19 protein-coding genes are annotated in these 25,167 nt (G+C 42.3%); 8 read left to right on the top strand and 11 right to left on the bottom strand.

All coding sequences use genetic code 11. The features are described 5' to 3' along the window. The first annotated feature begins 107 nt into the window (after positions 1-107). The gene (locus JMY05_RS12955) at positions 108-746 is read left to right on the top strand and encodes an NAD(P)H-binding protein (protein ID WP_201615271.1); all 639 of its coding nucleotides are present in this window, start codon (positions 108-110) and stop codon (positions 744-746) included. A gap of 137 nt (positions 747-883) precedes the next feature. On the opposite strand, the gene epmA is transcribed toward JMY05_RS12955, so the two are convergent. The 3 genes from epmA to JMY05_RS12940 all read right to left on the bottom strand — a co-directional run bounded on the left by epmA (position 884) and on the right by JMY05_RS12940 (position 4,279). Beyond that, positions 884-1,909 (bottom strand): EF-P lysine aminoacylase EpmA, encoded by a 1,026-nt coding sequence (gene epmA / locus JMY05_RS12950; protein ID WP_201615270.1) that lies wholly within the window; start codon positions 1,907-1,909, stop codon positions 884-886. A gap of 72 nt (positions 1,910-1,981) precedes the next feature. Continuing rightward, positions 1,982-3,091, bottom strand: a complete 1,110-nt coding sequence (locus JMY05_RS12945; RefSeq protein ID WP_201615411.1) for a 4-phosphoerythronate dehydrogenase — start codon at positions 3,089-3,091, stop codon at positions 1,982-1,984. A 60-nt stretch (positions 3,092-3,151) separates the two neighbouring features. Beyond that, positions 3,152-4,279: an AI-2E family transporter gene (locus JMY05_RS12940; RefSeq protein WP_045455346.1), complete on the bottom strand. Its 1,128-nt coding sequence runs from the start codon at positions 4,277-4,279 to the stop codon at positions 3,152-3,154. An 807-nt stretch (positions 4,280-5,086) separates the two neighbouring features. Here JMY05_RS12940 and JMY05_RS12935 point away from each other — a divergent pair. Both JMY05_RS12935 and JMY05_RS12930 read left to right on the top strand, forming a co-directional pair. Continuing rightward, positions 5,087-6,778, top strand: coding sequence for an NAD+ synthase (locus JMY05_RS12935; RefSeq protein WP_201615269.1), 1,692 nt, complete (start codon positions 5,087-5,089; stop codon positions 6,776-6,778). A gap of 248 nt (positions 6,779-7,026) precedes the next feature. Beyond that, positions 7,027-8,301: a hemolysin family protein gene (locus tag JMY05_RS12930; protein ID WP_055123481.1), complete on the top strand. Its 1,275-nt coding sequence runs from the start codon at positions 7,027-7,029 to the stop codon at positions 8,299-8,301. An 11-nt stretch (positions 8,302-8,312) separates the two neighbouring features. Here JMY05_RS12930 and JMY05_RS12925 read toward each other — a convergent pair whose 3' ends face one another. After that, on the bottom strand, positions 8,313-9,029 hold the full coding sequence (locus tag JMY05_RS12925; protein WP_045443498.1) for a YggS family pyridoxal phosphate-dependent enzyme: 717 nt from the start codon (positions 9,027-9,029) through the stop codon (positions 8,313-8,315). A 398-nt stretch (positions 9,030-9,427) separates the two neighbouring features. Here JMY05_RS12925 and JMY05_RS12920 point away from each other — a divergent pair, with 398 nt between their 5' ends. Together JMY05_RS12920 and JMY05_RS12915 are read left to right on the top strand one after the other, a co-directional pair. Further along, positions 9,428-10,483, top strand: coding sequence for a type IV pilus twitching motility protein PilT (locus tag JMY05_RS12920; RefSeq protein ID WP_045443495.1), 1,056 nt, complete (start codon positions 9,428-9,430; stop codon positions 10,481-10,483). A gap of 168 nt (positions 10,484-10,651) precedes the next feature. Next, positions 10,652-11,773, top strand: a complete 1,122-nt coding sequence (locus tag JMY05_RS12915) for a PilT/PilU family type 4a pilus ATPase (protein ID WP_055123483.1) — start codon at positions 10,652-10,654, stop codon at positions 11,771-11,773. 147 nt (positions 11,774-11,920) lie between these two features. Here the strand turns inward: JMY05_RS12915 and fur are convergent, their stop codons facing one another. Then, positions 11,921-12,355 (bottom strand): ferric iron uptake transcriptional regulator, encoded by a 435-nt coding sequence (gene fur / locus JMY05_RS12910; RefSeq protein WP_045443492.1) that lies wholly within the window; start codon positions 12,353-12,355, stop codon positions 11,921-11,923. Positions 12,356-12,683: 328 nt separating this feature from the next. On the opposite strand from fur, the gene JMY05_RS12905 reads away from it, so the two are divergent. Next, positions 12,684-13,103, top strand: coding sequence for an outer membrane protein assembly factor BamE (locus tag JMY05_RS12905; RefSeq protein ID WP_045443819.1), 420 nt, complete (start codon positions 12,684-12,686; stop codon positions 13,101-13,103). A 44-nt stretch (positions 13,104-13,147) separates the two neighbouring features. Here the strand turns inward: JMY05_RS12905 and JMY05_RS12900 are convergent, their stop codons facing one another. From JMY05_RS12900 to JMY05_RS12885, 4 genes are all read right to left on the bottom strand, one after another. Further along, positions 13,148-13,528 (bottom strand): RnfH family protein, encoded by a 381-nt coding sequence (locus tag JMY05_RS12900; protein ID WP_055123485.1) that lies wholly within the window; start codon positions 13,526-13,528, stop codon positions 13,148-13,150. Continuing rightward, complete coding sequence (locus JMY05_RS12895; protein WP_045443490.1) at positions 13,516-14,658, bottom strand: hypothetical protein; 1,143 nt, start codon at positions 14,656-14,658, stop codon at positions 13,516-13,518. The genes JMY05_RS12900 and JMY05_RS12895 overlap by 13 nt, the downstream gene beginning before the upstream one ends. Before the next feature lie 446 nt (positions 14,659-15,104). Further along, complete coding sequence (locus tag JMY05_RS12890) at positions 15,105-15,773, bottom strand: c-type cytochrome (RefSeq protein ID WP_045443487.1); 669 nt, start codon at positions 15,771-15,773, stop codon at positions 15,105-15,107. Between the two features lie 338 nt (positions 15,774-16,111). After that, positions 16,112-16,447 carry a c-type cytochrome gene (locus tag JMY05_RS12885; protein ID WP_045443485.1) on the bottom strand — a complete coding sequence of 112 codons (336 nt, stop codon included), beginning with the start codon at positions 16,445-16,447 and terminating at the stop codon, positions 16,112-16,114. 409 nt (positions 16,448-16,856) lie between these two features. Between JMY05_RS12885 and yihA the strand changes: the two genes are divergently transcribed. Next, positions 16,857-17,645, top strand: coding sequence for a ribosome biogenesis GTP-binding protein YihA/YsxC (gene yihA / locus JMY05_RS12880; protein WP_201615268.1), 789 nt, complete (start codon positions 16,857-16,859; stop codon positions 17,643-17,645). Between the two features lie 161 nt (positions 17,646-17,806). On the opposite strand, the gene JMY05_RS12875 is transcribed toward yihA, so the two are convergent. Together JMY05_RS12875 and JMY05_RS12870 are read right to left on the bottom strand one after the other, a co-directional pair. Continuing rightward, complete coding sequence (locus JMY05_RS12875; RefSeq protein ID WP_045443483.1) at positions 17,807-18,520, bottom strand: HAD family hydrolase; 714 nt, start codon at positions 18,518-18,520, stop codon at positions 17,807-17,809. Positions 18,521-18,640: 120 nt separating this feature from the next. Beyond that, positions 18,641-19,651 carry an RluA family pseudouridine synthase gene (locus JMY05_RS12870; RefSeq protein ID WP_045443481.1) on the bottom strand — a complete coding sequence of 337 codons (1,011 nt, stop codon included), beginning with the start codon at positions 19,649-19,651 and terminating at the stop codon, positions 18,641-18,643. 1,210 nt (positions 19,652-20,861) lie between these two features. Here JMY05_RS12870 and JMY05_RS12865 point away from each other — a divergent pair. After that, complete coding sequence (locus JMY05_RS12865; protein WP_201615267.1) at positions 20,862-25,157, top strand: Rne/Rng family ribonuclease; 4,296 nt, start codon at positions 20,862-20,864, stop codon at positions 25,155-25,157. Positions 25,158-25,167: the final 10 nt, after the last annotated feature.

Raw genomic sequence — 25,167 nt, 5'->3', positions numbered from 1 at the left:
AAACACTATGCAATCGGCACGCTTCATAACGAAGTGTGCCTTTTTTTCTTGATACGCTATAGTCAGTTTTTACAACAACGATAACGTATATAAGAATAGGAATGACAATGAAAATTTTAGTAATTGGGGCAAGTGGTCGAGTGGGAACGGATTTGGCCAAGCAGCTATTAGCGGATAACCATCAAGTTATTGGCACGACACGCCAAGAAGAAAAACTGTTTACCGATGACAATTATAGCCAACTCGATTTAGATATCACTGCCGAAAAAGAGGCTATACAAAAGCAAATTGATCGAGATATTGACGCTATATATTTCGTTGCAGGGTCTGGCGGCAAAGACGTCTTAGAAGTGGATTTACATGGGGCGGTCAAGACCATGCAAGCCGCAGAGGACAAAGGCATTAAGCGCTATATTATGCTTAGCACCGTCTTTTCGTTAGACACCAGAAAATGGGACAATGCTGGTATTGCTGACCTAAAAGAATACTATATCTGCAAACACTATGCGGATCAGTGGTTAATTAATAACAGTAACCTTGACTATACCATCGTTCAAGCAGGGGCACTAAAAGAGCGCGAAGCAACTGGTAAAATCACTGTCAACGATGATAATGCTGGAGAAAATTCAATTGCCGATGTGGCGACTACTCTGGCAGCCGTCCTAAATGCCGATAATACCATCAAGAAAGTGTTTAGTATGCATAACGGTGAGACTGCGATTGATGAAGCGATTGCACAGTTATAATAAATAAAACGATAATTTATAGCACTTAGACCAACAAAAAATCGAGTAAGTCTTATAGGCTTACTCGATTTTTGATGATGAGCTTAGTTTTATAAGGGGTTGCCAAATAAACGATTCTGTTCAGACTTTCCAAAACACTAAGCCAAACCGCTTGGAAACGAAATCACATCCTCTAAGCTATTCGCTCCTGTGATCACCATAAGTAATCTATCGATACCAACGGCGATACCGCTACAGGGAATTAAAGAATCAGATGCTGCTAATAAATGCTCATCGATTGGCATTTTTGGCAGGTTATGACGCTTACGCAGTTGATTGTCTCGCTCAAACCGTTCTCTTAACGCTTGTCCATCTGCTAGCTCATCATAAGCGTTGGCAATCTCAATGCCATTGATATACAGCTCGAAACGTTTAGCGACTGTATTGCCCTCTTTATCAACCGCTGTTTTTGCCAGTGCCGCCGTGGCAGGTGGATATTCTATAATCAAGGTCGGTAAGTCGTGACCCAAGTTTGGCTCGACCGCATGACTAAACAGCAAATCCAGCCAGCTTTGACGAATAGCTGCTTCGCCATCTTCTATGTTATCCAAATCACTATTGAAATCAAAACCTGTCAAACCCTTATCTTCTGCTACTGCTTGCAGGGCATCAAGGCTAGCTGTCAGCGGATGTATGCCGACAAAATCCATAAACGCATCAACATAGCGGTAATGACTCATCACCACCGAATGCCCATAAAGCGCCGCTAATAACTCACTCAGCTCAGCCGCCATATCATCCAAACTATAATTCGGCTGATACCACTCAAGCATGGTAAATTCGATATTATGGCGTACGCCTATTTCGTTATCTCGAAATACGGAGCAAATTTGATATATAGGCACTTGCCAGCTGGCAAGTAAACGCTTCATGGCAAACTCAGGTGAAGTATGCAGATAATAAGTACAAGGTTTATCTTGATACGTCACTTGCGCGGCAACTGATTGTAAGAAAGTATCGGTATTGCCAGCCTGCGATAGTAGCGGTGTTTGCACTTCAAGCACTTGATGCGTGGCGAAAAACTGACGAATGGTGCTCATCAATTGCGCACGCTGCTGAGCCATTGCCAATGTCATGGTCGGCGCATAGCTGGGTTTTGAAGAAGAGTTATTTGCTTGGGTCATTATTATTTACTGCAATTAAAGGATAAGAATAAGTTCTCAGATGCTACTTTAGGGTTGAAGGCTGCCTAACTTTTACCACTGCCATTCGCGGCGTAAGTGATAATCTCGGCGCAACTGATCAAAGTCAGCACCCTTTATTTGACCGTTAGCCAGCTTGCTTCTTAGTGCAGCATCATCGTGCATGATGTCGTAAAACTTCTGTAATCTGTCTGGATGTGCTTTTAGCTCAGACCAGAGATAAGTATTGAGCGGTAGCAACTGATGCATCGACAATACAGGCAAGACTGCTAACTTTTCACATAAAGCGTCATAGATGATTTGCGTACCACGCAACTTACCTTCGACCGTATAGCCTGCGATATGAGGAGTGGCGATAGCCAATTTGGACAATAAGCACTCAGAAATCTCTGGTTCAAACTCAAACACATCGAGCACTACTTGGCGATCTGTGCGTTCAATATCTGCTTCTAAATCACGCGCATTAATGACTGGTCCGCGCGCACTATTAATCAGCAAGGTATGCGCAGGCATCATTGCCAGCGCATTTGCGTCAATCAGATGCTTTGTTGGATAATCACTGCCACTAGGGTTTGTAGTATCTTTATCGGTTAAAGGCACATGTAAGCTCACTACATCGCTTTGGCTAAGCACTTGCTCAAGGCTGGCATTATTCGTATTCGAGGTAGGCAGTAGTGGATCATAGCCTAGTACTTGCCAGCCTAAATCATTGGCATACTGAGCGAGCGTACTACCAATATTACCAAGTCCGATGATGCCCAATATTAATGGCTTCGTGGATTGCTGCCAATAGTGCGGACGCAACGTCAAAATCGCCGTCAAGACATACTGCGCAACAGAATGTTTACTACATCCAGCCGCATTGGCGAAAGTGATATTTCGCGCCGCTAAATAGTCTTGATCGACATGATCGGTACCGATAGTCGCCGAACCGACAAATTTTACGCTGTTATTATTGGCTAGCAGTGCCTCGCCTACTGGCGTCACCGAGCGTATCAACAGCACATCAGGCTCAACGTCTGCCAGTAATTGCGCATTGATATCGCGTCCGGCGACGGTGATTATATTGACCGTCTGCTCAGACGCCTGCCCAAGCATCGAAGCATTAAAAAACGCATCCAAGCTTGCGATATTGCTATCGGCCACGATAGTAATGCTGTCAATAGAGTTCGCTCTATTTTGCATAACGTTTGCAGTATTCTTATTTAACATGACCATGTGCCCCTACTCTGATTCATTGACTGGTGGCAACGTTTGGTTGTCAGACAATACCAAATCCTGCGGGGCAAATATCTCATTTTTATGCTGCGATATCCATTCTCGCCATACCGCTAATCCGATGGCTAGCACTACAGGACCGATAAACAAACCAACAAAGCCAAAAGCCGTTAGACCACCTAATACACCAATAAAAATAATAATAAAAGGGATTTTGGTCGCGCCACTAATCACAATAGGACGGATGAGATTGTCAACCCAGCTGATAACCAAAGTTCCCCATAGTGCCAAGCCAATCCCTTCTACAGTATGACCTTGGCTTAACAACCAAATGGATACACCGCCCCAGACAAATGGCGTGCCAAACGGAATCAGGGCAATAATAAAAGTTACGATAGTGAGTAAGATAGGACTTGGTGCACCAGCGAAGTAGTAACCTACACCTGCGAGCAGTGCTTGTGCCAATGCCGTCAGACCAATACCATAAACCACCGCACGCGTGGTCGTACCCACAGAATCAATATAACCATCAATGCGATTGCCAATGATATTACGCAGTGCTTGACGAATTTGGCGCACCAAACTGGTACCATCACGATAAAAGAAAAACAACGTCATCAGCGCCATACCTAACTTGGCAAGACCGCTAAACACCACATCAAATGCTACTTTGCCATAATATAAATGTGACTGTACCCAAATACGAAACGCCTCTAACGTCCCTTCTGGGTTTTTATTGATTCTCCACAGCACATCTTTCACTTGCTGACCGATGATAGGCATATCTTTGATAGAATCAGGCACATCTAAATAGCCCACTTTTATACGATAAATCAAGTTGCTGATTAGGCTCAAGGCTTCTTGCTGTAGAATAAAAACACCGATAACCAGTGGCACACCTATCATTAAGGAGATACTCACCGTCATAATAGCAGCACTAAAATTAGGACTCAGCTTTACTTTTTCATAAAAAAAGTTATAAATAGGAAAGGTTACATACGCTAAAATCGCCGCCCATAATGCGGGTACAATAAAAAACTGTACCACTTGAAAACACAGTACGAACAGCACCACCAACAGAGTAATAGCCAATAAGCGCTGAATAATAAATTCTTTTGTCCAATTTTCAATCATAGCGTATAAACCAAGAGCAGACAGCGAAGATCTATCGCGACCTTGCTGGCAAGTTTATAAATGTGTGATGAATATCAACTCACAGACGGTGCCCATAAAAAGACCCTGTCCATTAGCGGTATCCATTAGCGAGGGGTGTAAACAATCCGTACCAGTAAACCTGCTTTGAGAGCATCAAATCGTAGCATACCGTAACATACTTACGGACGATAGTTTTGACTAACGCAAGATAAATATCAAGCGATTATCACGGCTTATTATGCCGCAAAATACGACAATGATATAACGATATGTTGTAATCTTTACTTACAACTTTCTCTGTGCAAGCTTACTAGATGATGACATTAATAGATAGAAGTTGACACATAGATTTAACATGTAAAAACAAGGCACTAAAAGAATATTTTACATTCATACTGTAAACTGACTCATTGAAAGGTAATTCACTGGCGCGTTCTATTTGCAACGATAATTGATGCTATACTAAAGCAATTATTTTAAGCTTTTTAATAGCATTAAATTCGTTTGTTCTTATTTATTTGGATCATTCTATATATATAACATTTTTCAGACGATGCGCTACATCCCTCTTTTATCGTCCTTTTATAGACTATCATAAGATCAAACCTGTAGAGGGGTGTTACAACGTTGGATACTGTGCGTAAGCAAGCTCATCATATCCGTTCACTATTAGAATTCGATATGACAGAGTGCTATTTTGAGTGAATTTCGGACTTACTTTGATTTTATTTTAAATCAACAACGACCCAACAAATTTTAAACCATATATCGATAGGAACAATAACAATGTCAAAAGACAATGATAATCCCAATATAACTCCCTCAAATGAGGCCAGTAAGACCAATAAAACCCAAGAAACCGTTACTTTTGCATTGGCTCAGTCGCATTTTTTGGTTGGTGATATCACTGCCAATGCTGAAAAAATGCGTGCACTCGCATTGCAAGCTCGCGAGCAAGGTGCGGATGTCATTATTTTCCCAGAACTTGCTTTATTAGGTTACCCACCGCAAGATTTATTACTACGCCCAAGCTTATCTGGTCGCATCAAAAGCGCCTTGTCTACTTTAAGTGATATCGATGACATCGTGATGATTGTCGGTTATCCACATGTCGACCATCATGGTACTTTCAACTCTGCTGCTATCTTGCATAATGGTCATCAAAAAGGTTTTTATCATAAGCAAATCTTGCCAAATTATGGCGTATTTGATGAGCGTCGTTATTTTGATAAAGGTCGTAACCAAGTTTTATTTGACTATAAAGGCATCACAATCGGTCTGCTTATCTGTGAGGATTTGTGGGAAAAAGGCCCTATTGCCGAGCTTAAAAAGCAAGGTGCTGATCTGATTATTAGCTTGAACGCCTCACCTTTTGAGATCGAAAAACAAGACAATCGTAAAACGATGCTGGCCAAGCGTAGCCGTGAGAATAATTTGCCTATCGTCTATGTCAACGCCGTTGGCGGTCAAGACGACTTGGTATTTGACGGTGGTTCTATGGCGGTGCAAGCTGATGGTAGCGTTGCCCACGAAGCACCACGTTTTATGAATCAGTTACTTCTTGCCACTTTAGACGTCAAAACTGCCAAGTTTAATAGTCAAACTAAAGCGCCATTAACACTGAGCCGTGAGTCAGAGATGTATCAAGCACTGGTCGTTGGCCTGCGTGATTATGTCAACCATTCAGGATTCACTGGTATTATCCTTGGGCTATCAGGTGGTATTGATTCTGCCTTAACGCTATGTATCGCTGTTGATGCTTTGGGTGCTGACAAGGTATATGCAGTGATGATGCCTTATGAATATACTTCTCAGATTAGTCTAGAAGATGCACAAGCACAGGCTCGCCGCTTAAATGTTTCTTATACGGTTTGTCCTATTTTTGATGCGGTTGAAGGCATCCGTCATACCTTAGCGCCACTATTTAACAAATCGCCAGCAGACACCACTGAAGAAAATATCCAAGCGCGGGCGCGCGGTGTGGTACTGATGGCGCTGTCCAATAAATTTGGGCACTTGGTCATCACCACTGGTAATAAGTCAGAGTTGGCAGTCGGCTATTCAACATTATATGGTGATATGGCAGGCGGCTTTGATGTGCTAAAAGACGTTTATAAGTCACAGGTTTATAAATTGGCCAGTTATCGCAACCGCTTGGAAGACACCCCAGTCATCCCTGAGCGTGTCATCACTCGCCCGCCATCTGCTGAGTTACGCCCAGACCAAAAAGACCAAGACAGCTTGCCTGACTATGATGTATTAGATGGCATCTTAATGTCATACATCGATGAAGATATGGGCTATCAAGACATTATTAATAAAGGGTTTGAGGCTGAACTGGTCGCAAAAGTCATCCAGATGGTAGACAATAGCGAATATAAGCGTTTACAAGCGCCAATCGGTACCAAAATTAGCCATAAAGCCTTTGGACGTGAACGTCGTTATCCATTAGTGAATAAATGGTCAGTAAAAGGCTAAATTAGATTAACCATTGTTGCTTGCCCTACTTTTATTATGTAGAACGCGAGCAACATGGCTAATTTAATACTTTTATAAAAAATCAAGTTTATTATAATTAGCTGGGTGCTTACCCAGCTTTTTTAGTTTCTATCAACCGATTTTTAATGCCAAGCTGTTATAAACAACACTTTCTTTTTTGTACTTCTAATCCATTCATTCTTTAACTTCAATTATTTTAATCCCTATATTTTTTTACCGAGTATGTCATGAGTTTGCTAACCGCTAGTATCTTTCTTCTTTTATTGCTTGCCCTAAGTGCCTTTGTATCTGCTGCCGAAATTGCCATCGCTGCTGGTCGCAAAATTAAGCTACAAATCATGGCAAAAGAAGGGGATGTCCGCGCATTTGACGTCCTTAAAATGCAAGAGCACCCTGGCAGTTTTATTACTGTCGTACAAGTGGTTTTGAATGCCGTCGCTATCTCAGCTGGTGCGGTCGGTGAGTCAGCTATTAGCCCTTATCTAGAGCTTTTGGTGAAGAATGAAGCAGTGTCATCCGTCATATCATTTGTGCTGATCACTAGTTTATTTTCTCTACTCGCTGATTTAATGCCCAGACGATTGGCGATGTCAAACACTGAAGCTATCGCTGTACGTCTCGTACGACCAATGATGCTATTGATTTTTATATTCAAACCCGTGATTTGGATATTTGATGGTGCAGCAAATGTCATCTTTGAATTACTGGGTATTTCAACCATACGACAAGACGATATGACGCCAGAAGATATTTATGCTGTCATGGATGCTGGTGCTGAAGCTGGTGTGCTCAAAAAACAAGAACATCATCTGATAGAAAATATCTTTGACATGCAAGAGCGCACCGTAACGTCGGTGATGAATCCACGTGAAAACATTGTTTATTTTGATACCAAAACGAGCACTGAAAAAGTCGTTGAAGTGATGATTGAACAACCACATAACAAGTTTTTGGTCTGTCAGGAAGATGACCTAGAGCATATTATTGGTTATGTAGAGTCGCGCAGCTTTTTGGCATTGGTTCTTAACCAGCAGGAGGTCAGCTTAACTGACAAAGCGCTATTAAAACCTGCACTCTTCGTTCCTGATACCTTGTCCTTGTTTGAAGTATTAGAGATGTTTAAATCTACAGGCGCTGACTTTGCCGTCATTGTGAATGAATATGGATTGGTAGTGGGTGTCATTACTCTTAAAGATGTGATGAGTATCGTCATGGGGGAGCTTGTCACCTTGGAGGAGCAGCCCATTGTTCAACGTACTGACAACTCGTGGCTAATCGATGGCATGACCCCTATTGAAGACGTCGTACGCGCTTTAGATATCGTTGATCTGCCACGCAGTCAGAACTATGAAACCATTAGTGGCTTTATGATGTACATGCTACGCAAGATTCCAAAGAAAACCGATACTATCGAATATGCCAATTATCGATTTGAAATTATCGCAACGGACAATCTCAAAATCACTCAGATGCTGGTGACCAGAATGGATGAGACTGTCTGATAAATAAAAATTTAAGCTCGTGCGCCAAATATGGCGCTACCAACGCGCACCATTGTCGAACCACTGGCTATTGCCTCTGTCATATCACCGCTCATGCCCATGCTCAGTGTATCCCAAGCATCTAGCTCTGCATGAGTCTCTTTAATTTCATCAAATAACTGCTTGGTACGGGTAAAAGCGTCCGTACCTCCCTTAGCAGGAATAATCATCAAACCACGCAGCTGTAACCCGTCATACCCCTTGATAGCAGTTATCAAATCAGGTAGCTGTGCTGGCAGGCAGCCTGATTTGCTTTCTTCGTTATCGATATTCAACTGAATCAATACATTTAGTCGTGGCAGCTCAGCTGGGCGCTGGTCGTTTAGACGCTGAGCAATAATGTCACGCTCAACCGTTTGTACCCAATCGAAATGCTCAGCAATATCACGGGTCTTATTGCGCTGGATACTACCAATATAATGCCAAATAATGCCTTTAGTTTCTGGCTGTCGTTTTAGCGTATCGATTTTTTCGATGGCTTCTTGCAGATAATTTTCACCAAAGTGCTGCTGTCCTTGCTGAGCCAAAGTAGCAATCATATCAGCTGGTTTGGTCTTGGAAACTGCCAGCAACGTCACACTATCTGCTTGTCGTGCCGCATGCTCACACGCTTGAGTCATTTGCTTACTCACTTGCTGCCAGCTCGCAATAAGATTTTGGCTATCAATGTTATTTTCTATTTCTTTCATATATTACTCACGAGAATAATTTAATCCATTTTTTAATCAGTCACTTTTAATGACTTCTATTTTTAATGACTTCTATAATGAACTTTTATTAATTAGGGTTAAACTTTTTATAAATGTCTTTTAATATAAAAAACTCAACAAGGATCAATCTATAAATCGACACTCATAATGACTAATTTTACATTTTATTAGTGTAGTAGATGGTTAATTGTTGGTAGTCTTGTTATTATATTGTTACATGGTTTAACATATGCTACTGAATATAATAGTAATGGTAAAGACCATCGCTACTCCTTTATTAACGTGACCGACTTTAATCAGATCGTTTATCGATTGATAATCACTCCCCTTTTTTGCTCTTTTGTCCTACCCTTATTGATTGATAGGAATATCCGATTATGGCTGAAAAAAACAATTTAAGTATCGAAGACTTGCTGCGCTTTACGGTTAAGCATAAAGCATCAGATTTACATATTTCAGCCGGTATGCCAGCAATGATACGTGTTGATGGTGAAATGACCCGTATTAATATGCCAGAGATGACTCATCAGGTTGTGCATCAGCTTATTTATGACATCATGAACGATAAGCAGCGCGCTGACTTTGAAGAATTTTATGAGACGGATTTCTCTTTTGAGATTCCTAATCTAGCACGTTTTCGAGTAAATGCCTTTAATCAAAACCGTGGGGCGGGCGCTGTCTTTCGTACCATTCCGTCCAAAGTCTTAACGATGGAAGACCTCGGTATGGGTGATGTATTCAAGCGCGTGTCAGACTTTAAACGTGGCGTGGTATTGGTCACGGGTCCGACAGGTTCTGGTAAGTCCACAACGCTGGCTGCCATGATTGACTATATCAACGAGAGCCGTAAAGAGCATATTTTAACCATTGAAGATCCGATCGAATTTGTCCACGATTCTAAAAAGAGCTTGATTAATCAGCGTGAGGTGCACCGCGATACCTTAGGTTTCGAGCCTGCATTGCGCTCGGCCCTACGTGAGGATCCCGATGTAATTTTGGTTGGTGAGCTACGTGACCTTGAGACTATCCGCTTGGCATTGACAGCAGCAGAGACTGGTCACTTAGTATTCGGCACTCTACACACCAGTTCAGCCGCTAAGACCATTGACCGTGTCATTGATGTATTCCCCGCAGCAGAAAAAGACATGATTCGGGCGATGCTATCAGAGTCACTACAAGCCGTTATCTCACAAACGCTTTTGCGTCGTCAAGCAGGCGGACGTGTAGCAGCACATGAAATCATGCTCGGCACACCTGCTATCCGTAACTTAATACGTGAGAATAAAATCGCTCAAATGTACTCTGCTATCCAAACAGGTGCAGGTGAAGGTATGATTACGCTGGATCAAACGCTCAAAAATCTAGTAGCGAAAGGCACCATTAGTAAAGACGTAGCCCGTCCTTATGCCAAACAGCCTGAGGCATTCTTGTAATATTATTAATCGTGCGTTACTGGCTTATAATGATCGACGATTGATATGTGAGTCAATAATACAAGCATTCATAAGCCATGATATGCCTTAATTCTATTGCTACTGGCGATTTTTACAACATAATTTTAAATACTTTTTTAATCGATTTACATCGAATGCAGGTACGATATGGACATTGATAAACTATTGCAGTTAATGATCAATAAAAATGGCTCGGACCTTTTTATTACCGCTGATGTAGCGCCTTCCATGAAAGTGAATGGCAAAATTTTGCCTGTTGGTAAAACGCCTTTAACCGCTGAGCAAACCATGCGATTGGTCAAAGGCGTCATGACACCAAACCAGCAAAAAGAGTTTGAAGAGACCAACGAGTGCCAATTTGCCATTGCTGATGAAGCACAGCAAGCACGTTTTCGGGTCAGTGCCTTTATACAGCGTGATATGGCAGGGATGATTTTACGGAAAATTGAGAATAAAATTCCGACTGTCGAAGAGCTACGTTTACCGCCCGCGTTAAAAGAGCTGGCAATGAAAAAACGCGGTATCATTCTGCTAGTGGGTGCGACAGGTACAGGTAAATCAACGACCCTTGCTTCTATGATCGGACACCGTAATCAAAACTCGCATGGTCACATCATTACCATCGAAGATCCTATCGAGTTTGTCCACAAACATCGTGGTTGTATTATTACCCAGCGTGAAGTTGGTATCGATACCCATTCATTTGAGGCAGGGCTAAAAAACACGTTGCGCCAAGCACCTGATGTTATTTTGATTGGTGAAATTCGTAACCGTGAAGTCATGAGCTACGCGATCCAGTACGCTGAGACAGGGCATTTGGTGTTTGCAACCTTGCACGCCAACAACGCCAACCAAGCGATTGACCGTATCATTCACTTTTTTGAAACCAGTCGCCACAATCAGTTATTTATGGATTTGTCGCTTAACTTGCAAGCCATTATTGCGCAGCAGCTCATCCCAACTCCTGATGGTAAAGGACGCCGTGCGGCTATTGAGATTTTATTGAACTCACAGCTGATTAGTGACTATATCCGTAAAGGCGAGGTTCATGAAATCAAAGATGTCATGACACGATCGCGGGATAGCGGCATGCAAACCTTTGATCAGGCTCTTTTTGACTTATATGAGCAAGGAGAAATCACCTATAAAGAAGCGATTCTTCATGCTGACTCTCCTAATGATTTGCGCCTAAAAATCAAACTCAGCAGTAAAAATGGCACCGCCAATCTGGATGAAGGTGCGGATAACTTATCATTAGATATCAGTTAAGCATGGCTTTTGAGCATTGTTATTCGTTTTTGTCATAAAAACTTATAAGAAAGCCCTCATATTATTATGAGGGCTTTCTTATTTTATACATGGTGATAACGCACTAAAAACGATATCAAAGGTAGATCATGCTCACCAATTAAAAAATTACTTGATGCTATCCCGACACTCTTGGTCATTACAAATACCGTATAGCACCAATGAATGACCTGATAACTTAAATCCGTGCTTTTCTGCGACTTTAAGCTGCTCTTCTTCGATGACTTCGTTATGAAATTCTATAATCTTGCCACAAACGTCACAAACTAAATGGTCATGATGGCCTTCTTGGGTAATCTCAAACACCGATAAATTATTTTCGAAGTTATGACGCTCGACGATACCAGCTTGCTCAAATTGCGTCAGCACTCGGTAGACAGTCGCTAAACCCACATCCTCACCTTGCTCTATCAGTGCTTTATAAACCTCCTCAGCACTCATATGATGCAACTCTGCACTCTCCAGTAGCTCTAAAATCTTGATGCGAGGTAACGTGACTTTTAATCCCGCTTTACGTAAATCTTGATTGGTAAAAGAAGCCATAATATCCCTTCTGACTGTGACAGTCTTAGCAAATAAAGAACCAAAAATATGAGATAAATAATCGTTAATGATTATTTTTTTATAGTATATGAAACATTTTAATAACAGCAGACTGGCTGATTTGACCTCATGTCCAAGCCTGTTATTTTCTATAATAATCCTAACGCAAGTCTATGAATTTAAAATATAAATAATAAAATGACTCAGGTAGCATTTGGTAAATAATGTCGTAAGTGGTAGGAAATTGCAAGTAAATGACGTATCATTTGTCCAAGATTGTCAGCCAGACTAGCATTAACAACCTCTGGCTGCGCCTAATTCATTTCTTATGAGTCATCTTACCATGATAAAGACATTAACTTTTCGTCCGTTAAGCCCTACAAGCGTATTACGCAAGATTGTCATAACCAGTATGCTTAGCGCTACTGTCGCTATGTCTGGCTGCTCATTATTGAGTGTTTATAAGATTGATTTGCCACAAGGCACTGCCATCACTCAAGCACAAGCGCAAAAGTTGCAAGTGGGTATGAATCAAAACCAAGTTCTTTATATCCTTGGTAGCCCAGCTATTAGAGACACCTTAGAACCTAAGCGTTGGGATTATATTTACGACTACAAAGCAGGGACAGAAGGTAGCCGCAAGGGTATTGCTGATGTCAAAAATGCCAGTCAGCACTTAATTATCTACTTTGATAATAATGGTTTGGTCAATCGTATTGAAGGTATCGAAAGCCTACCTGCCTCATAATCAAGAACGGCAACTGGCTTTGATGATAGATGGCGCAACATCGCTTAAACTCGAGATTTATTTTTGCGCTGAGACATGGGATCAGCGCTTAAGCTGCGATATACTTCGATACGATCAAAAGGCTGCAAGCGATAGCTGAGCGGCTGTTTTTGTGCATAGATACCCACATGCCAACGCTTTGCCGTTGGCGTGGTAATATCTGCCACTTGCTCACACCAACGTGCTAACGCTGGAAATTTCACCAACCATCCTGCCTGCCTCAATGCCTCATACAAACTTGTTTCATTATTAACCTGTAAGGTTAAATAATGCTGACATTTTGCATCTTCAGCGTATGCCAAATAAACAGTCATTAGCATGGTCTGCTCAGATGACGGCGCACAATTGTTATCAGATTGAATGCCATTAGCGGTTAACTCAACCACTGCATCACCCAACCTATCAATGCCAATAACAGTGCTAGTGGCACAATCAAACGAATCGCTATTCGCCATAAGTTATAAAACGCTTCATTGCCAAAATTTAATGACTTACGCAGATGACTAATTTTCATCTGCCAACCCGCAAAGATAGACAGCAATAATACCGCTATGCTGCTAATAATCACTAAAAGTCCGACCAGCCAAACAGTTGGTATGATAACGACTAACAAAAGCGCCAAGACAAAGGTTAATACCAAACTGACCAGTAGTCCAAACTTGTGTGCTAATTGCTGGGTACTATAATGCAGCAAATAGCTGGCGACAAATAATACCCCTATCCAATATGATAGCTGTCCAATCGGTGGCAGCGCCATGCCACTAATAGATAACGCCACAACCCCAACGATCAATTGCAATATCCAAATCGGGAGCACCAATTTGGTTGCCCGATACTCACTCATCGCACGGCTGCGAGCAGGTTTTTGTGCATTGATATTGTCCGTGTCTACCGCTGTTGCCACTTGGTTGGTTACCAAGTTTTGACCAAACCAGTATAAGCCTGTGCCTGCACCCACACTAACCAACGCTAACGCGACTGCACGTGCCCATTCATTTAAGCTGATATCAGTCATCGCAAAGTCAATATTGGGTAGGCCATTTGCCACGCCCAGCAACAAGCCTATCACCATTAATCCCAGGCCAATCGGTAACGGTGCAACACCTAATAAACTGAGTAAAACAGCAATGACCATCAGGCCAGCAGCGATCGCAAAATCTGGTATAGCAGGAGCGCTATTAAGCTCCGTCAATGCCGCCAAAATACCCGTGCTCGCGCCTGAGATCACTAACGCCGCAATCAGAATGGAGACCAGCGCAGCAAGCCACCCAAAACTACGCCATATTGGGCTGGCATCTGCTTCGCGAGTAAGCTTTTGCATCCCTGCTAATGGCGCATCAACACTACGGTAGGCTAAGGCAATTTCCGCATAAACAACGGGCAAGGATACCAATACCATAGCCAATAGCCAGAGTAACCAAAAGTCAATCTCACCAATGGATGCTGGTGCAAACCAACGAAACAGCAGTAGCGGTAGCAGTGCCGCGATAAAATAAGAAGCATAACGGATCATCATAATCTAAATCCAAACGATCTAATACCTTTCACAAAAATGAGAATAGCTGAGAAAACGAGTGTCCGTACTACGCATTGTAGACGAAACAAGTTTGACACCGCAAATCATACTCTGTGGGTTTGGTATAAAGTGAATAACGATAATTTATCATGATACAGAGCAACGATAGGCCTCTGTAAGCAGTTTTATTTTATATAGTCGATTCAATTTAAAAGAAGCACAAGGTAACCAGAAGCACATATATATTCAATACTTCAAGCGAGGTTAATGCAGCGACTCTTTTATAATGGAATGACTATAGGGTCTCTATAATATAAGGGATGAACAGTTATAAAAAAACCCCGAAATCGGGGTTTAATAATGAAACAATGGCGGATATATGGTCAAGTGCTTATCAATTTCAGTGAGGCAAGGTGTATTAGGCACTCGTAGCTGATACCAATGAATTAGTGAACAGCACTGATATAGTCTGACAAGATACGAATATCACGATCCGATAGTTTCGATGCGACTGTCTGCATCATACCCATATCGCCTTCTTTCGCAGCATCATTGACACGTTTTTGCTCATCACTATCAACATCATCAACACGGCCAGCCGCACGGAAAAGTTTTAGCTGAGTTGCGATGTACTGTGCATGCTGACCACCTAAGCGTGGAAATGCCGCCCAAGTATTACCAGCAGCATCTGGACCATGACAACCTGCACAACCGATGACACCGCGTGACTTATCACCGCCTAAGAATAGCTTAGTGGCTTCTTGGTTGGTCGCAGGATTACCAAATCCAACGCCCCAAGGCGCTTGGCTAGCATAATAACCAGCCACGTTGGCTAAATCTTGCTGCGATAAGTTTGCAACTTGTGATTGCATAATACCGTTCTTGCGATAACCTGCTTTAAAGTTGACCAACTGTTTGTAAAGGTATTTTACGTTTTGGCCACCCAAATTAGGCTGCGCAGGGACAACACTGACACCATCAACACCATGACAAGCAGCACAAACCGTTTCTGCAATTTGCTTACCGGCATTGACGTCGTACTCAGGAACAATAATAGCAGCTTGTACGCTGAAACTTGCAACGCATAAGCTGGCAGCAGCGATTAACTTTTTCATTGATACAAATCCTACTAGCTCGGCGTAAGCATTATTTAGAGTGATTGCACTGATAAGATACCTCATATAAACCACCCTACTATTGATTAGGTAGGTATATGTTTTAAGGTCTTGGCCACAAGCAGTCTGAAAGTACTTACTAACATCAGGGTTTATTTTCGATTATTATAGCAAGACTTTGTAGCATTTGCCTACTTAATCGTCACATCCATCAGTTTTTCTAACACATAGACAAGTATGCCAACAAAAAACAAAAAGCGCTTACAGGCTAAAAAACCCAGCGCTTTTTTAAGTTGTTTTATAGTGTGTCATATTGTGTTGCTTTATCGGTCAGCGTCTCACTTACTCATGTACTCAATCAACTTACGATAATCATCATCGCTACAACTGTTACAAAGACCACCAGCAGGCATCTGCGTCATACCACTTTTGACGGAATTGATAAGTGTCGGCATGCTTTTTTGTTTGATAAGCTGTTGCCATTTGGCACTATCACCTTTTTTGATGGCGTTTAGCGCCCCACTATCGTGACAGGCAGCACATGAGTTATCATAGGTGGCTGCAATATCAGCAGCATTAGCGCTAGTCATGATAGCACTACTGAGCAGTAATGCCGCTCCGCTACCTATTAAAACTCGGTAGGTCTGGCTAAAAAGTGCATTGATTGAAACCATAGAACACCTCCTTTTGATGCTTCTCTCGTTTAATCAATCTTGCTATTAAACGTCGTTCGTTCAGTATAACTTATTAAACATTGTAACAATGTATGTCGTATAAATATAGATAAATATAGTTTGGCTTTGGTAACGTATGAATAAAAGCAGCAACTTGCTCTAATGAGAGCTTATTTTAATGGTATTCTGTCATTTATGTGATGCTAATCATAGTTATTTCAATAAGTAAGATAAGTAATAGTATAGAATAGTCGATAACTTGAAATGACTGTGTTTATGACCAATAAACATTGAAAGTTATGATGAATAACTTCGTAACGATTTTTTGTCTAATGCACTGTCTTCTCGACAACCAGTTGATTAAAATTTTATAACCGTATCCAATTTCTTAAAGATTAATGAGCCATTTATGAGTACCCCGTTTACTGATGTCGCTGCCGAACATGCATTGTTCAACACTAAATCTCGTCAAAAAATTCAGCAAACTGAGTTTATGATGTCAGCACCTACTTTTCGCCTCTGCCCACCCGATATGGGCTTAGAAGTTGCCTTTGCAGGACGCTCAAACGCAGGTAAATCCTCTGCTATTAATGCCTTAACCAACCAACGCCAACTGGCACGCTCATCTAAAACGCCTGGTCGTACGCAGATGATTAACTTTTTTAGTATTGGTGATGCTGATAGGCGTTTGGTGGATTTGCCAGGTTATGGCTACGCAGCGGTACCGCTTGAGATGAAAAAAGAATGGCAGGTTGAGCTAGAAGAATACTTGGTGGCGCGCTCAAGCCTTGCAGGTTTGGTGCTCATGACGGATATTCGTCATCCATTGAAGTTCTTTGATGAGCAAATGCTACGTTGGGCAAATGATGGCGAATTGCCAGTACATATCTTGCTAACCAAAGCTGATAAATTGAAATATGGCGCATCTAAAAATGCGTTACTTAATACTCGTAAAAGACTAAAAGAACTGGGGTTGAACTGTAGCATTCAGCTATTTTCAGCACTAAGAAAGGAAGGTCTTGATGAGTTGGCTGGTGTCATGGGCAACTGGTATGAGTATCAGCTTGAAGCAGACAAAATTATTGAATCCTCTTTTGCGTTACTAGAAGGCGCTGAGTTGGAAGAGGCGATTGAAAAAGACAACATCGAAAAAGGCGCGATTGAAAAGGAAAGTACTCAGAAGGATAGCACTCAATAAGGATAGTGCTCAAAAATAAAGCAAATAAACATTATCGCCTCCAAATAAAAAGGGTTTATCGCTATTATCGATAAGCCCTTTTTTTATTATCATTTTTTAGCATTCAAAAAGTCTTTTATTTAAGCACTTTTATTTAAGCACTTTTATTTAAGTGCTTTTATTTAAGTGCATAGTAGCTCAGCCAACGCTTGTGGCGTGTCAACCTGATAAGTGGGTTGCTGTGCGGCGAGCTCTGCAGGTGATGCTGTGCCATAATTCACCGCAATACTGGTCATGCCTAGTTCCGTTGCCATTTGGATATCGTAAATACTGTCACCGATGAAAACAGCATCGGCGATTTGCTGCTGCGTATAATCCAAAATATCGGTCAACATCTGCGGGTCAGGTTTTGAGCCTGCCTCATCGGCACAGCGGGTCATCACAAAATAATGGTGGCTCTCTGAAGCATCTAATACGCGGTCTAAGCCCTTTCGCTTTTTACCAGTTGCAACCGCGAGGCTTTTACCTTGGGCTTGTAGGGTCTGCAACATCCCTTCTATCGGCGCAAAAAGCGGTGTACTGTGGCTGTTGGCAATATAGTGGTCTGCATAGCTTTGCTGAATCGCAAGCTTTTGTGTGTCATTGGCTTGCGGATACAAAATCTCAATGCCATTCATTAAGCTCAGCCCAATGATATCTTGTACTGCTTTATCGGTCGTCTGGAACCCATGCGCCTGCCCTGCCACATGCATTGACTCAACGATTAATCCAATGGAATCCATCAGCGTCCCATCCCAATCAAAAATAATCAGCGTCTTATCCGCTAAACGATGACTGGCTGATAACTGAGTTCCTTTGAAAGCGCTAGAGATACTAGCGACAGATTGATTGCTCATAAATAGACCTTAACGAATATCAATAATAAATGGTAGATACGAAAACGTCACGGCGACTTATTAAGAAAAATAAGCGTTCGTGACGTTTAAAGTTAATGCTTAAAAATTTTATTTGGCGACTTATTCAGGCAATTTAACTTGCTCTGGCAACCAATCTGCCATGTCATCTGGTAGCGGTGCAGTAATAGTTTCATAGCCTGGAATATCTAAACGCCACGCATGCAGACACAGGCGATGAACGCCTGATTTATCATGCACATTATATTTATCATCACCCAAGATAGCGTGACCAATGTGAGCCAAATGCACACGGATTTGATGAGTGCGACCGGTTAGCGGTTTGGCTTCAATTAAACTAACTGGCTGATCAGCAATCACAAAACGACCATGAACGACGATATCCGTCTGGCTTTCTTTAGATTGCGGATCTTGCGCATCTACTTTGACGCGGCGTTCACCACTAGCAACTGTGTAGCGTAGCAATGACGCATCAATGCGTTGCTCATTTAATGCTGGCTGACCTTTGGCGATACATAAGTAATGCTTTTGGATGGTTTTATCGACGAGATGCTGTTGCAACGCTTTTAGCGCTGAGCGTTTTTTAGAAATCATCAATAGACCTGAAGTATCTTTATCAATGCGATGTATCAGCTCTAGGTATTTTTTACCTGTCACTTCACGCATGGCTTCGATAACACCAAAGTCCAAACCACTACCACCATGAACGGCGATACCAGAAGGCTTATTCAGTACTAGCATTCCTTCGTCTTCATACACTACGCGCGCTAACAAGCTTTTAGCAAACTCGGCACTGATAATTGGTTTTTCGCGGGTAGCAAGTACCACTGGCGCGATACGTACCACGTCTTCACGCTGTACTCTATCGTGCGCTTTGCAGCGTTTATTATTGACCCGAATCTCATCTGAGCGAATCATTTTATAGATATGCGGTTTTGGCAAACCTTTTAAACGGTTCAACAAAAAGTTATCCAAGCGCTGATCGTGTTGATGGCGGGTTACTTCAAGATAATTTACCTTACCAAAGTTGCTGATTTCATCATCAGCGCTTTGCGGGCGTGTTTTACTATTAAAAATAGCAGGGGCTTCATGGGTAGGTGCGTCGTCAGTCATTTTTGGCTTCGTCATTTTTAGTTAGGTATTTACAGAAAGATTTGCTATAGTTTAGCATGTTGAGCGACAATTAAGCAGAGACTGCAGCAATAATCATTGTTGTTGTTCCAAATAGCGCATTACCATTTTTACGAACTTTTAGTGAAAAGGTATTAGCGGTATACCCTGCCAACATTGTACGTTTAATCGGATTTTAGGGCGCAGTATCTGTTTAGAAATATCACTTGTAGATATTTATAGATATGTCCCCATAAATTGTAAAATGAAAGTATCGTACTGACTTTACTCAGTACCATAGAATAAATAGTGACACTAAATACCTTTGTGTTCATAAATTCAGCGTTGATAAGTTTGGCTAAGCGCCTGTTTATTGACCGATAATGACACTACATTGACTCACAACCTGCATGACAACGACTTTATTTGATAATTATTCATGATTTAATGACTGGTTATCTGGCGGTCCTTTAGGCAAGTGTAGTTGAGCAAGTATGGGTTGTTTAGCATTAGGATCGAGAAGTATATCGATAGCTGCCTACGTATTGGTGGTCAAACAGATAACGATAAAAAAGATATGAATACAGCACCACACCGATAGTTTGGTCATTTATTCTGTTTGCCAAGTACGCCCCGCTGATCACCGGAGCCGCGACACCTAACCGTAAAACACCCAAGATATTATTGACGTTATACCAGAAAGAACGATAAATAAAGAGTGACCAATTGCTTTACCTAAACAAATAATTGCTGAATATCACCATTTCATATAATGGTATTTATAACAGCGATATTATTGCTAGACTTTGATGGATGGATTGCAGCAGCACAACGCCTTTTGAATATCAGTATATTGAATCTCGTCATTGCCCGTCGCCTGCTCTTACAAAGTAAGCTGGCATGACTACCAATAAAGCTTGCTGATAGTAAAACTGAATCGCATGCTGACGCATTAATATTTGTACCAAACCTATCAATAATAGGATATAAATAGATAGCCTTACACCCTATAAATTTTATATTTACGTTAGTTTTGCTAACACACTTTAGGTAAAAAACAAGCCATTGACAAAGCCCAAGTGCTTTATTAACCCATGATTTACGTTCTATCGTTGATTAACATCTGCCAATGCTAATTTAAATATTAGCCATACTTGCCATTGCGCTCTAAAGCCCGTCTCGTCGTTGTTATGCGTACTCATAGGATACAAATATGAAACGCATTTTGATCAACGCTACCCAAAACGAAGAAATTCGTGTCGCCTTATGTAAAGGCAACCATCTTTACGATTTCGATCTTGAAAACCGTACTCGTGAACAAAAAAAATCCAATATATATAAAGGTCATGTGACCCGTGTCGAGCCATCGCTTGAAGCGGTGTTTGTCGAATATGGCTCACAGCGCCAAGGTTTTTTACCCATTCGTGAAATCTCTGCTGAATACTTAAGCGGTAATCCACGTGACGAAAATATCAAAAAGCTGATCAAAGAAGGCGATGAATTAATCGTCCAAGTCGAAAAAGAAGAGCGCGGTAACAAAGGCGCTGCCCTATCGACGTATGTCTCTTTAGCAGGTCGCTATTTGGTATTGATGCCAAATAACCCTCGTGGCGGCGGTATCTCACGTCAAATCTCGGGCAAACTTCGTGAAGACATGAAGCGTATGCTAAGCAATCTTGATTTACCAAAAGGTATGAGTGTCATCATCCGTACTGCGGGTATTGGTAAAACTCAAGAGGACTTACAGCACGATTTAAACCACTTGCTGAATATCTGGCAAGCCATTCAAGAACAAAACCAGAAATACCCTTCACCGCGCTTGGTACATCAAGAAGCGGGCGTCGTAACCCGTGCTGTCCGTGATTACTTACGTGATGATATCGCTGAAATTTGGATCGATAACGAAAACGCTTACATTGAAGCGGCAGGATTTATCGATGCGGTTATGCCAAAGCAAGCAGAAAAGCTACGCAAATATACCGATTATGAGCCGATGTTTTCGCGCTTTAATATCGAAAAACAGATTGAAACCGCCTATCAACGTGAAGTGCGTTTGCCATCAGGCGGCTCAATCGTTATTGATCAAACTGAAGCACTAGTCTCTATCGATATCAACTCAGCCAAGTCGACCAAAGGTTCAGACGTTGCCGAAACTGCGTATCATACCAACCTAGAAGCAGCCGATGAGATTGCCCGTCAGCTACGTTTGCGTGATATGGGTGGTTTGATTGTCATTGATTTTATTGATATGAATGACAATAAGCATCAAAAAGAAGTTGAAAAGCGTCTGATCGATGCCACCAAATATGACCGTGCACGTGTGCAATTTGGTGATATTTCTAAGTTTGGTTTGATGGAGATGAGCCGTCAGCGTCTACGTCCATCGCTAGAAGAGTCAACCGGTTATATCTGCCCACGCTGCCATGGTAATGGCATGATTCGCGATTTGCGCTCATTGTCACTGTCAATTATGCGTCAGATTGAACAAATCGCGCTAAAAGAACGTCAAGGCGAAGTACAAGCAGAAGTTCCAACAGATATCGCCGCCTTCTTATTAAACGAAAAACGTGATGCCTTAGTTTATCTTGAGCAAGACAGTGGCACGCGTATCACGATTTTGCCACACGCGCATTTAGAGTCGCCTAATTTTAAACTACACTTTAACCGTGATGGCTTTGCGCCTTCAAGCTATGAGCGTATTACGGATACAGCGCAAGAACATAGCGATTTGGGTTATGAAGTTGACTGGCAAACGGCTGAAAAAGAGCGTCCAGAGCAACAGCCAACGCGCCAGCCACGTCAGGTAGCGAGCAATGATACTAATACTGCTAGCCAATCAAACAAACCGACCAGTACAGCTGAGCATAGTAAACATAGCAACGACCATCGTAATAATAAAAATACGACCAACGTTTCATCGGCGCGCGCGCCACAAGCAAACAACAACCAGAGTGTGGCAGCCCCTGCTCCTGTTGCTCCAGTAGCAGCAACTACAGCTCCTGCACATGTTGAGACAGCAGCTCAGCCACAAGCAGTGGCGTGGTTATCAAACCTATTTGCGCAAGCACCACAAGCCTCAACGACGCCTAGCGTCAGTAGTCGTGATGCAGCACAAGCCATTGAAGCACTAGTAAATAATGGCGCACAAAGCTTAGGTTCATTTGGACAAGTGGATAGCAGTGCTCTGAGTAATCCATCAACGAGTGCATCGAACAACGTACCAGCAAATCAGCAGAAAAATGACGAGCAACCGTCCGACAACAATGCCAATCGTCAACAAGCACGTCGTAGCTCAGACAGCGACACCGATGATGATAGCAGTAATGAAGATAGAAGAAGACGTAAGCCACGTAAATCTAGATCTTCTAAACCTCGCCAAAGAAAAGATCAGGCAGAAGAGTCAAGCAATGAAGTAAGCGGCGATACCGAGAACAACACCTCAAATAATGCGGCAAATAACGCTGATGACAAGCAGGCTGACAATCAAAACAAACGTCAGCAGGATACCAGACGCACGAATGAGCGCAACCGCAACAATCGTCAAGACAATAACCAGCAAAACAGCAGTCGTCAAGACAGTAGCCACAATGCAAACGAGCGAAATGATGATGCTGATAAAGACAGTAATACGGCAGATGAGCAAACTCGTGCGAAGCGTAAATCGCATAGTCAACGCGGTTCACGTGGCAAGCTAGAGCGCGGCGAGACACTAACAGCTGAAAACATTAAGCAACCCGATCAGCAAGCGACGACAGGTGCGAACGGCCGAAAAAATCACTCTAACACGCGTCGAAATCAAGATCCTAATGAAGTCGTGCTACAGGTCAATGAAGCAGCCGTTGAGCTGAAATCACCAGAAGTCGTGCACTTGTCTCTAGATAACAGTAAGTCTACACAGACAAAGTCTCAATCTACTGAAAAACAAAAGTCAGTAAATGATGTTAATAAAGAAAGCAGTAAAAAAGAAGCTAATACACAGCAAAGTGATAATCAGCAGAGCAATGACAAAAAAATTGCTCCTGAAACAGCTGCTGTGAAGGGTAACGACGAAGGCACTGTAGCAATTCATGATGTTAATGTTGATGATGTTAACGTTAGCACCACTGAGGACAAGGGACAAAATAATGCCCCGAAAACAGACAGTAATGCTACTGACAAAAAACCTGCCGTAGATGAGCAACCAACATCTAACAGCGTTACCAAAGACCAAACTGACCATTCAAAATCTGTGGATACTGACGTGGACAGCGTAGCAATAACGCCAAAGCAGCCAGAATCAGAATCGACAGAAAAAGCGAATAGTGACACTGTTGACGCTATCGACAGTGACGCCGATGTTAGCAATGCTAATGACAGTCATAGCGCAAATGATAAGAAAAACTCAGCACTGGCACTAACGCACGAAGCATTATTTGCCAAGCGCTACGTGACTGCTGAGAAGTTTGGTCAGGCTAGTAATGATCCACGTGTGGTTCGTAGTCAGCAAGTGCAAGCAACTCAACAACCACCAGTAGCTGAGCCTGCAGTAGTAAGCCCATCGACTATTCGTGGCACCGTTGGTGATTTTGTTCGTAAAGCATTAACAGATGCAGAAAGTCGTTTGAAAAATGACGGTGTCATCAGTTGTTTTATTGCTGCTATCGATGCACATACGCAGCAAGCAAAATCAGCTAACAAATCAGCCAACATTGAAACGAGCGTCACACCGACTGCTGATACTAACGTTGAGGCCAGCAATTTCGACTTTAGCAACTATGGCTATCAGCCATTGGCGGCAGATTACCTGACGCGCTTTGAAACGATGACACAAGCGGTCAGTCAGTTTGCGGCAACGCAAGGTAAAACAGACGTCGAACCACGCGCCATTGGTAAGCGTGCTGGCAACGATCCACGTGGTCAACATCCTAGTTATCAGGAGCCCGCAGTGTTGAGTCTACCGACCGAACAGACGACTGATACTGAGCAAGCGGTTATTGAACATGATGATAACAATGTGGATGCTCATGATGTTGAGGCAAATGCTCTAGCCAACCAAGCTCAGGCTGATAATATCAGTGCTGACAGCGAACAATTACTAGAAGCAGATCAAGCCCTAGTAGAAGCAACTAACGAGCCGTCGAATGAAGGCACTGTTATAGCTGAGCATGTAGCAGCTGAAAAGATTGACGGGGCACATGACGATAGCGAAGCTGCTGACATTCAAGAGGCTAATACTCAAGAGGCTGACGTTGAAAAAACTAAGCCAGCAGATGAGCCTAAGGTAGAGCAACTTATCAATACCAAAGAAGCGTGCAAAGACGACAGTCAGGCTGCTAAGTCAAAAACCACGATTGCCAGTTATAAAAACATGATTGAGAATGTGGCTGAACAACTGCTGCCGCAAACTGGTATGTTTAATTTGACCACACCAAAAGTACCAAAGGCACGTAGCCGTAAGCCTAAAACGGAGCATAAAAAGCCCACGCAAGCTGAAAAGCTAGAAGCTGATGACTCAGATAGCGAAAGCTAATCGTATAACG

Origin of the sequence: Psychrobacter sp. JCM 18902 (genome assembly GCF_904846615.1) — a bacterium.
Classification (GTDB): Bacteria; Pseudomonadota; Gammaproteobacteria; order Pseudomonadales; family Moraxellaceae; genus Psychrobacter.
This window is presented reverse-complemented; position numbering and strand designations above follow the sequence as displayed.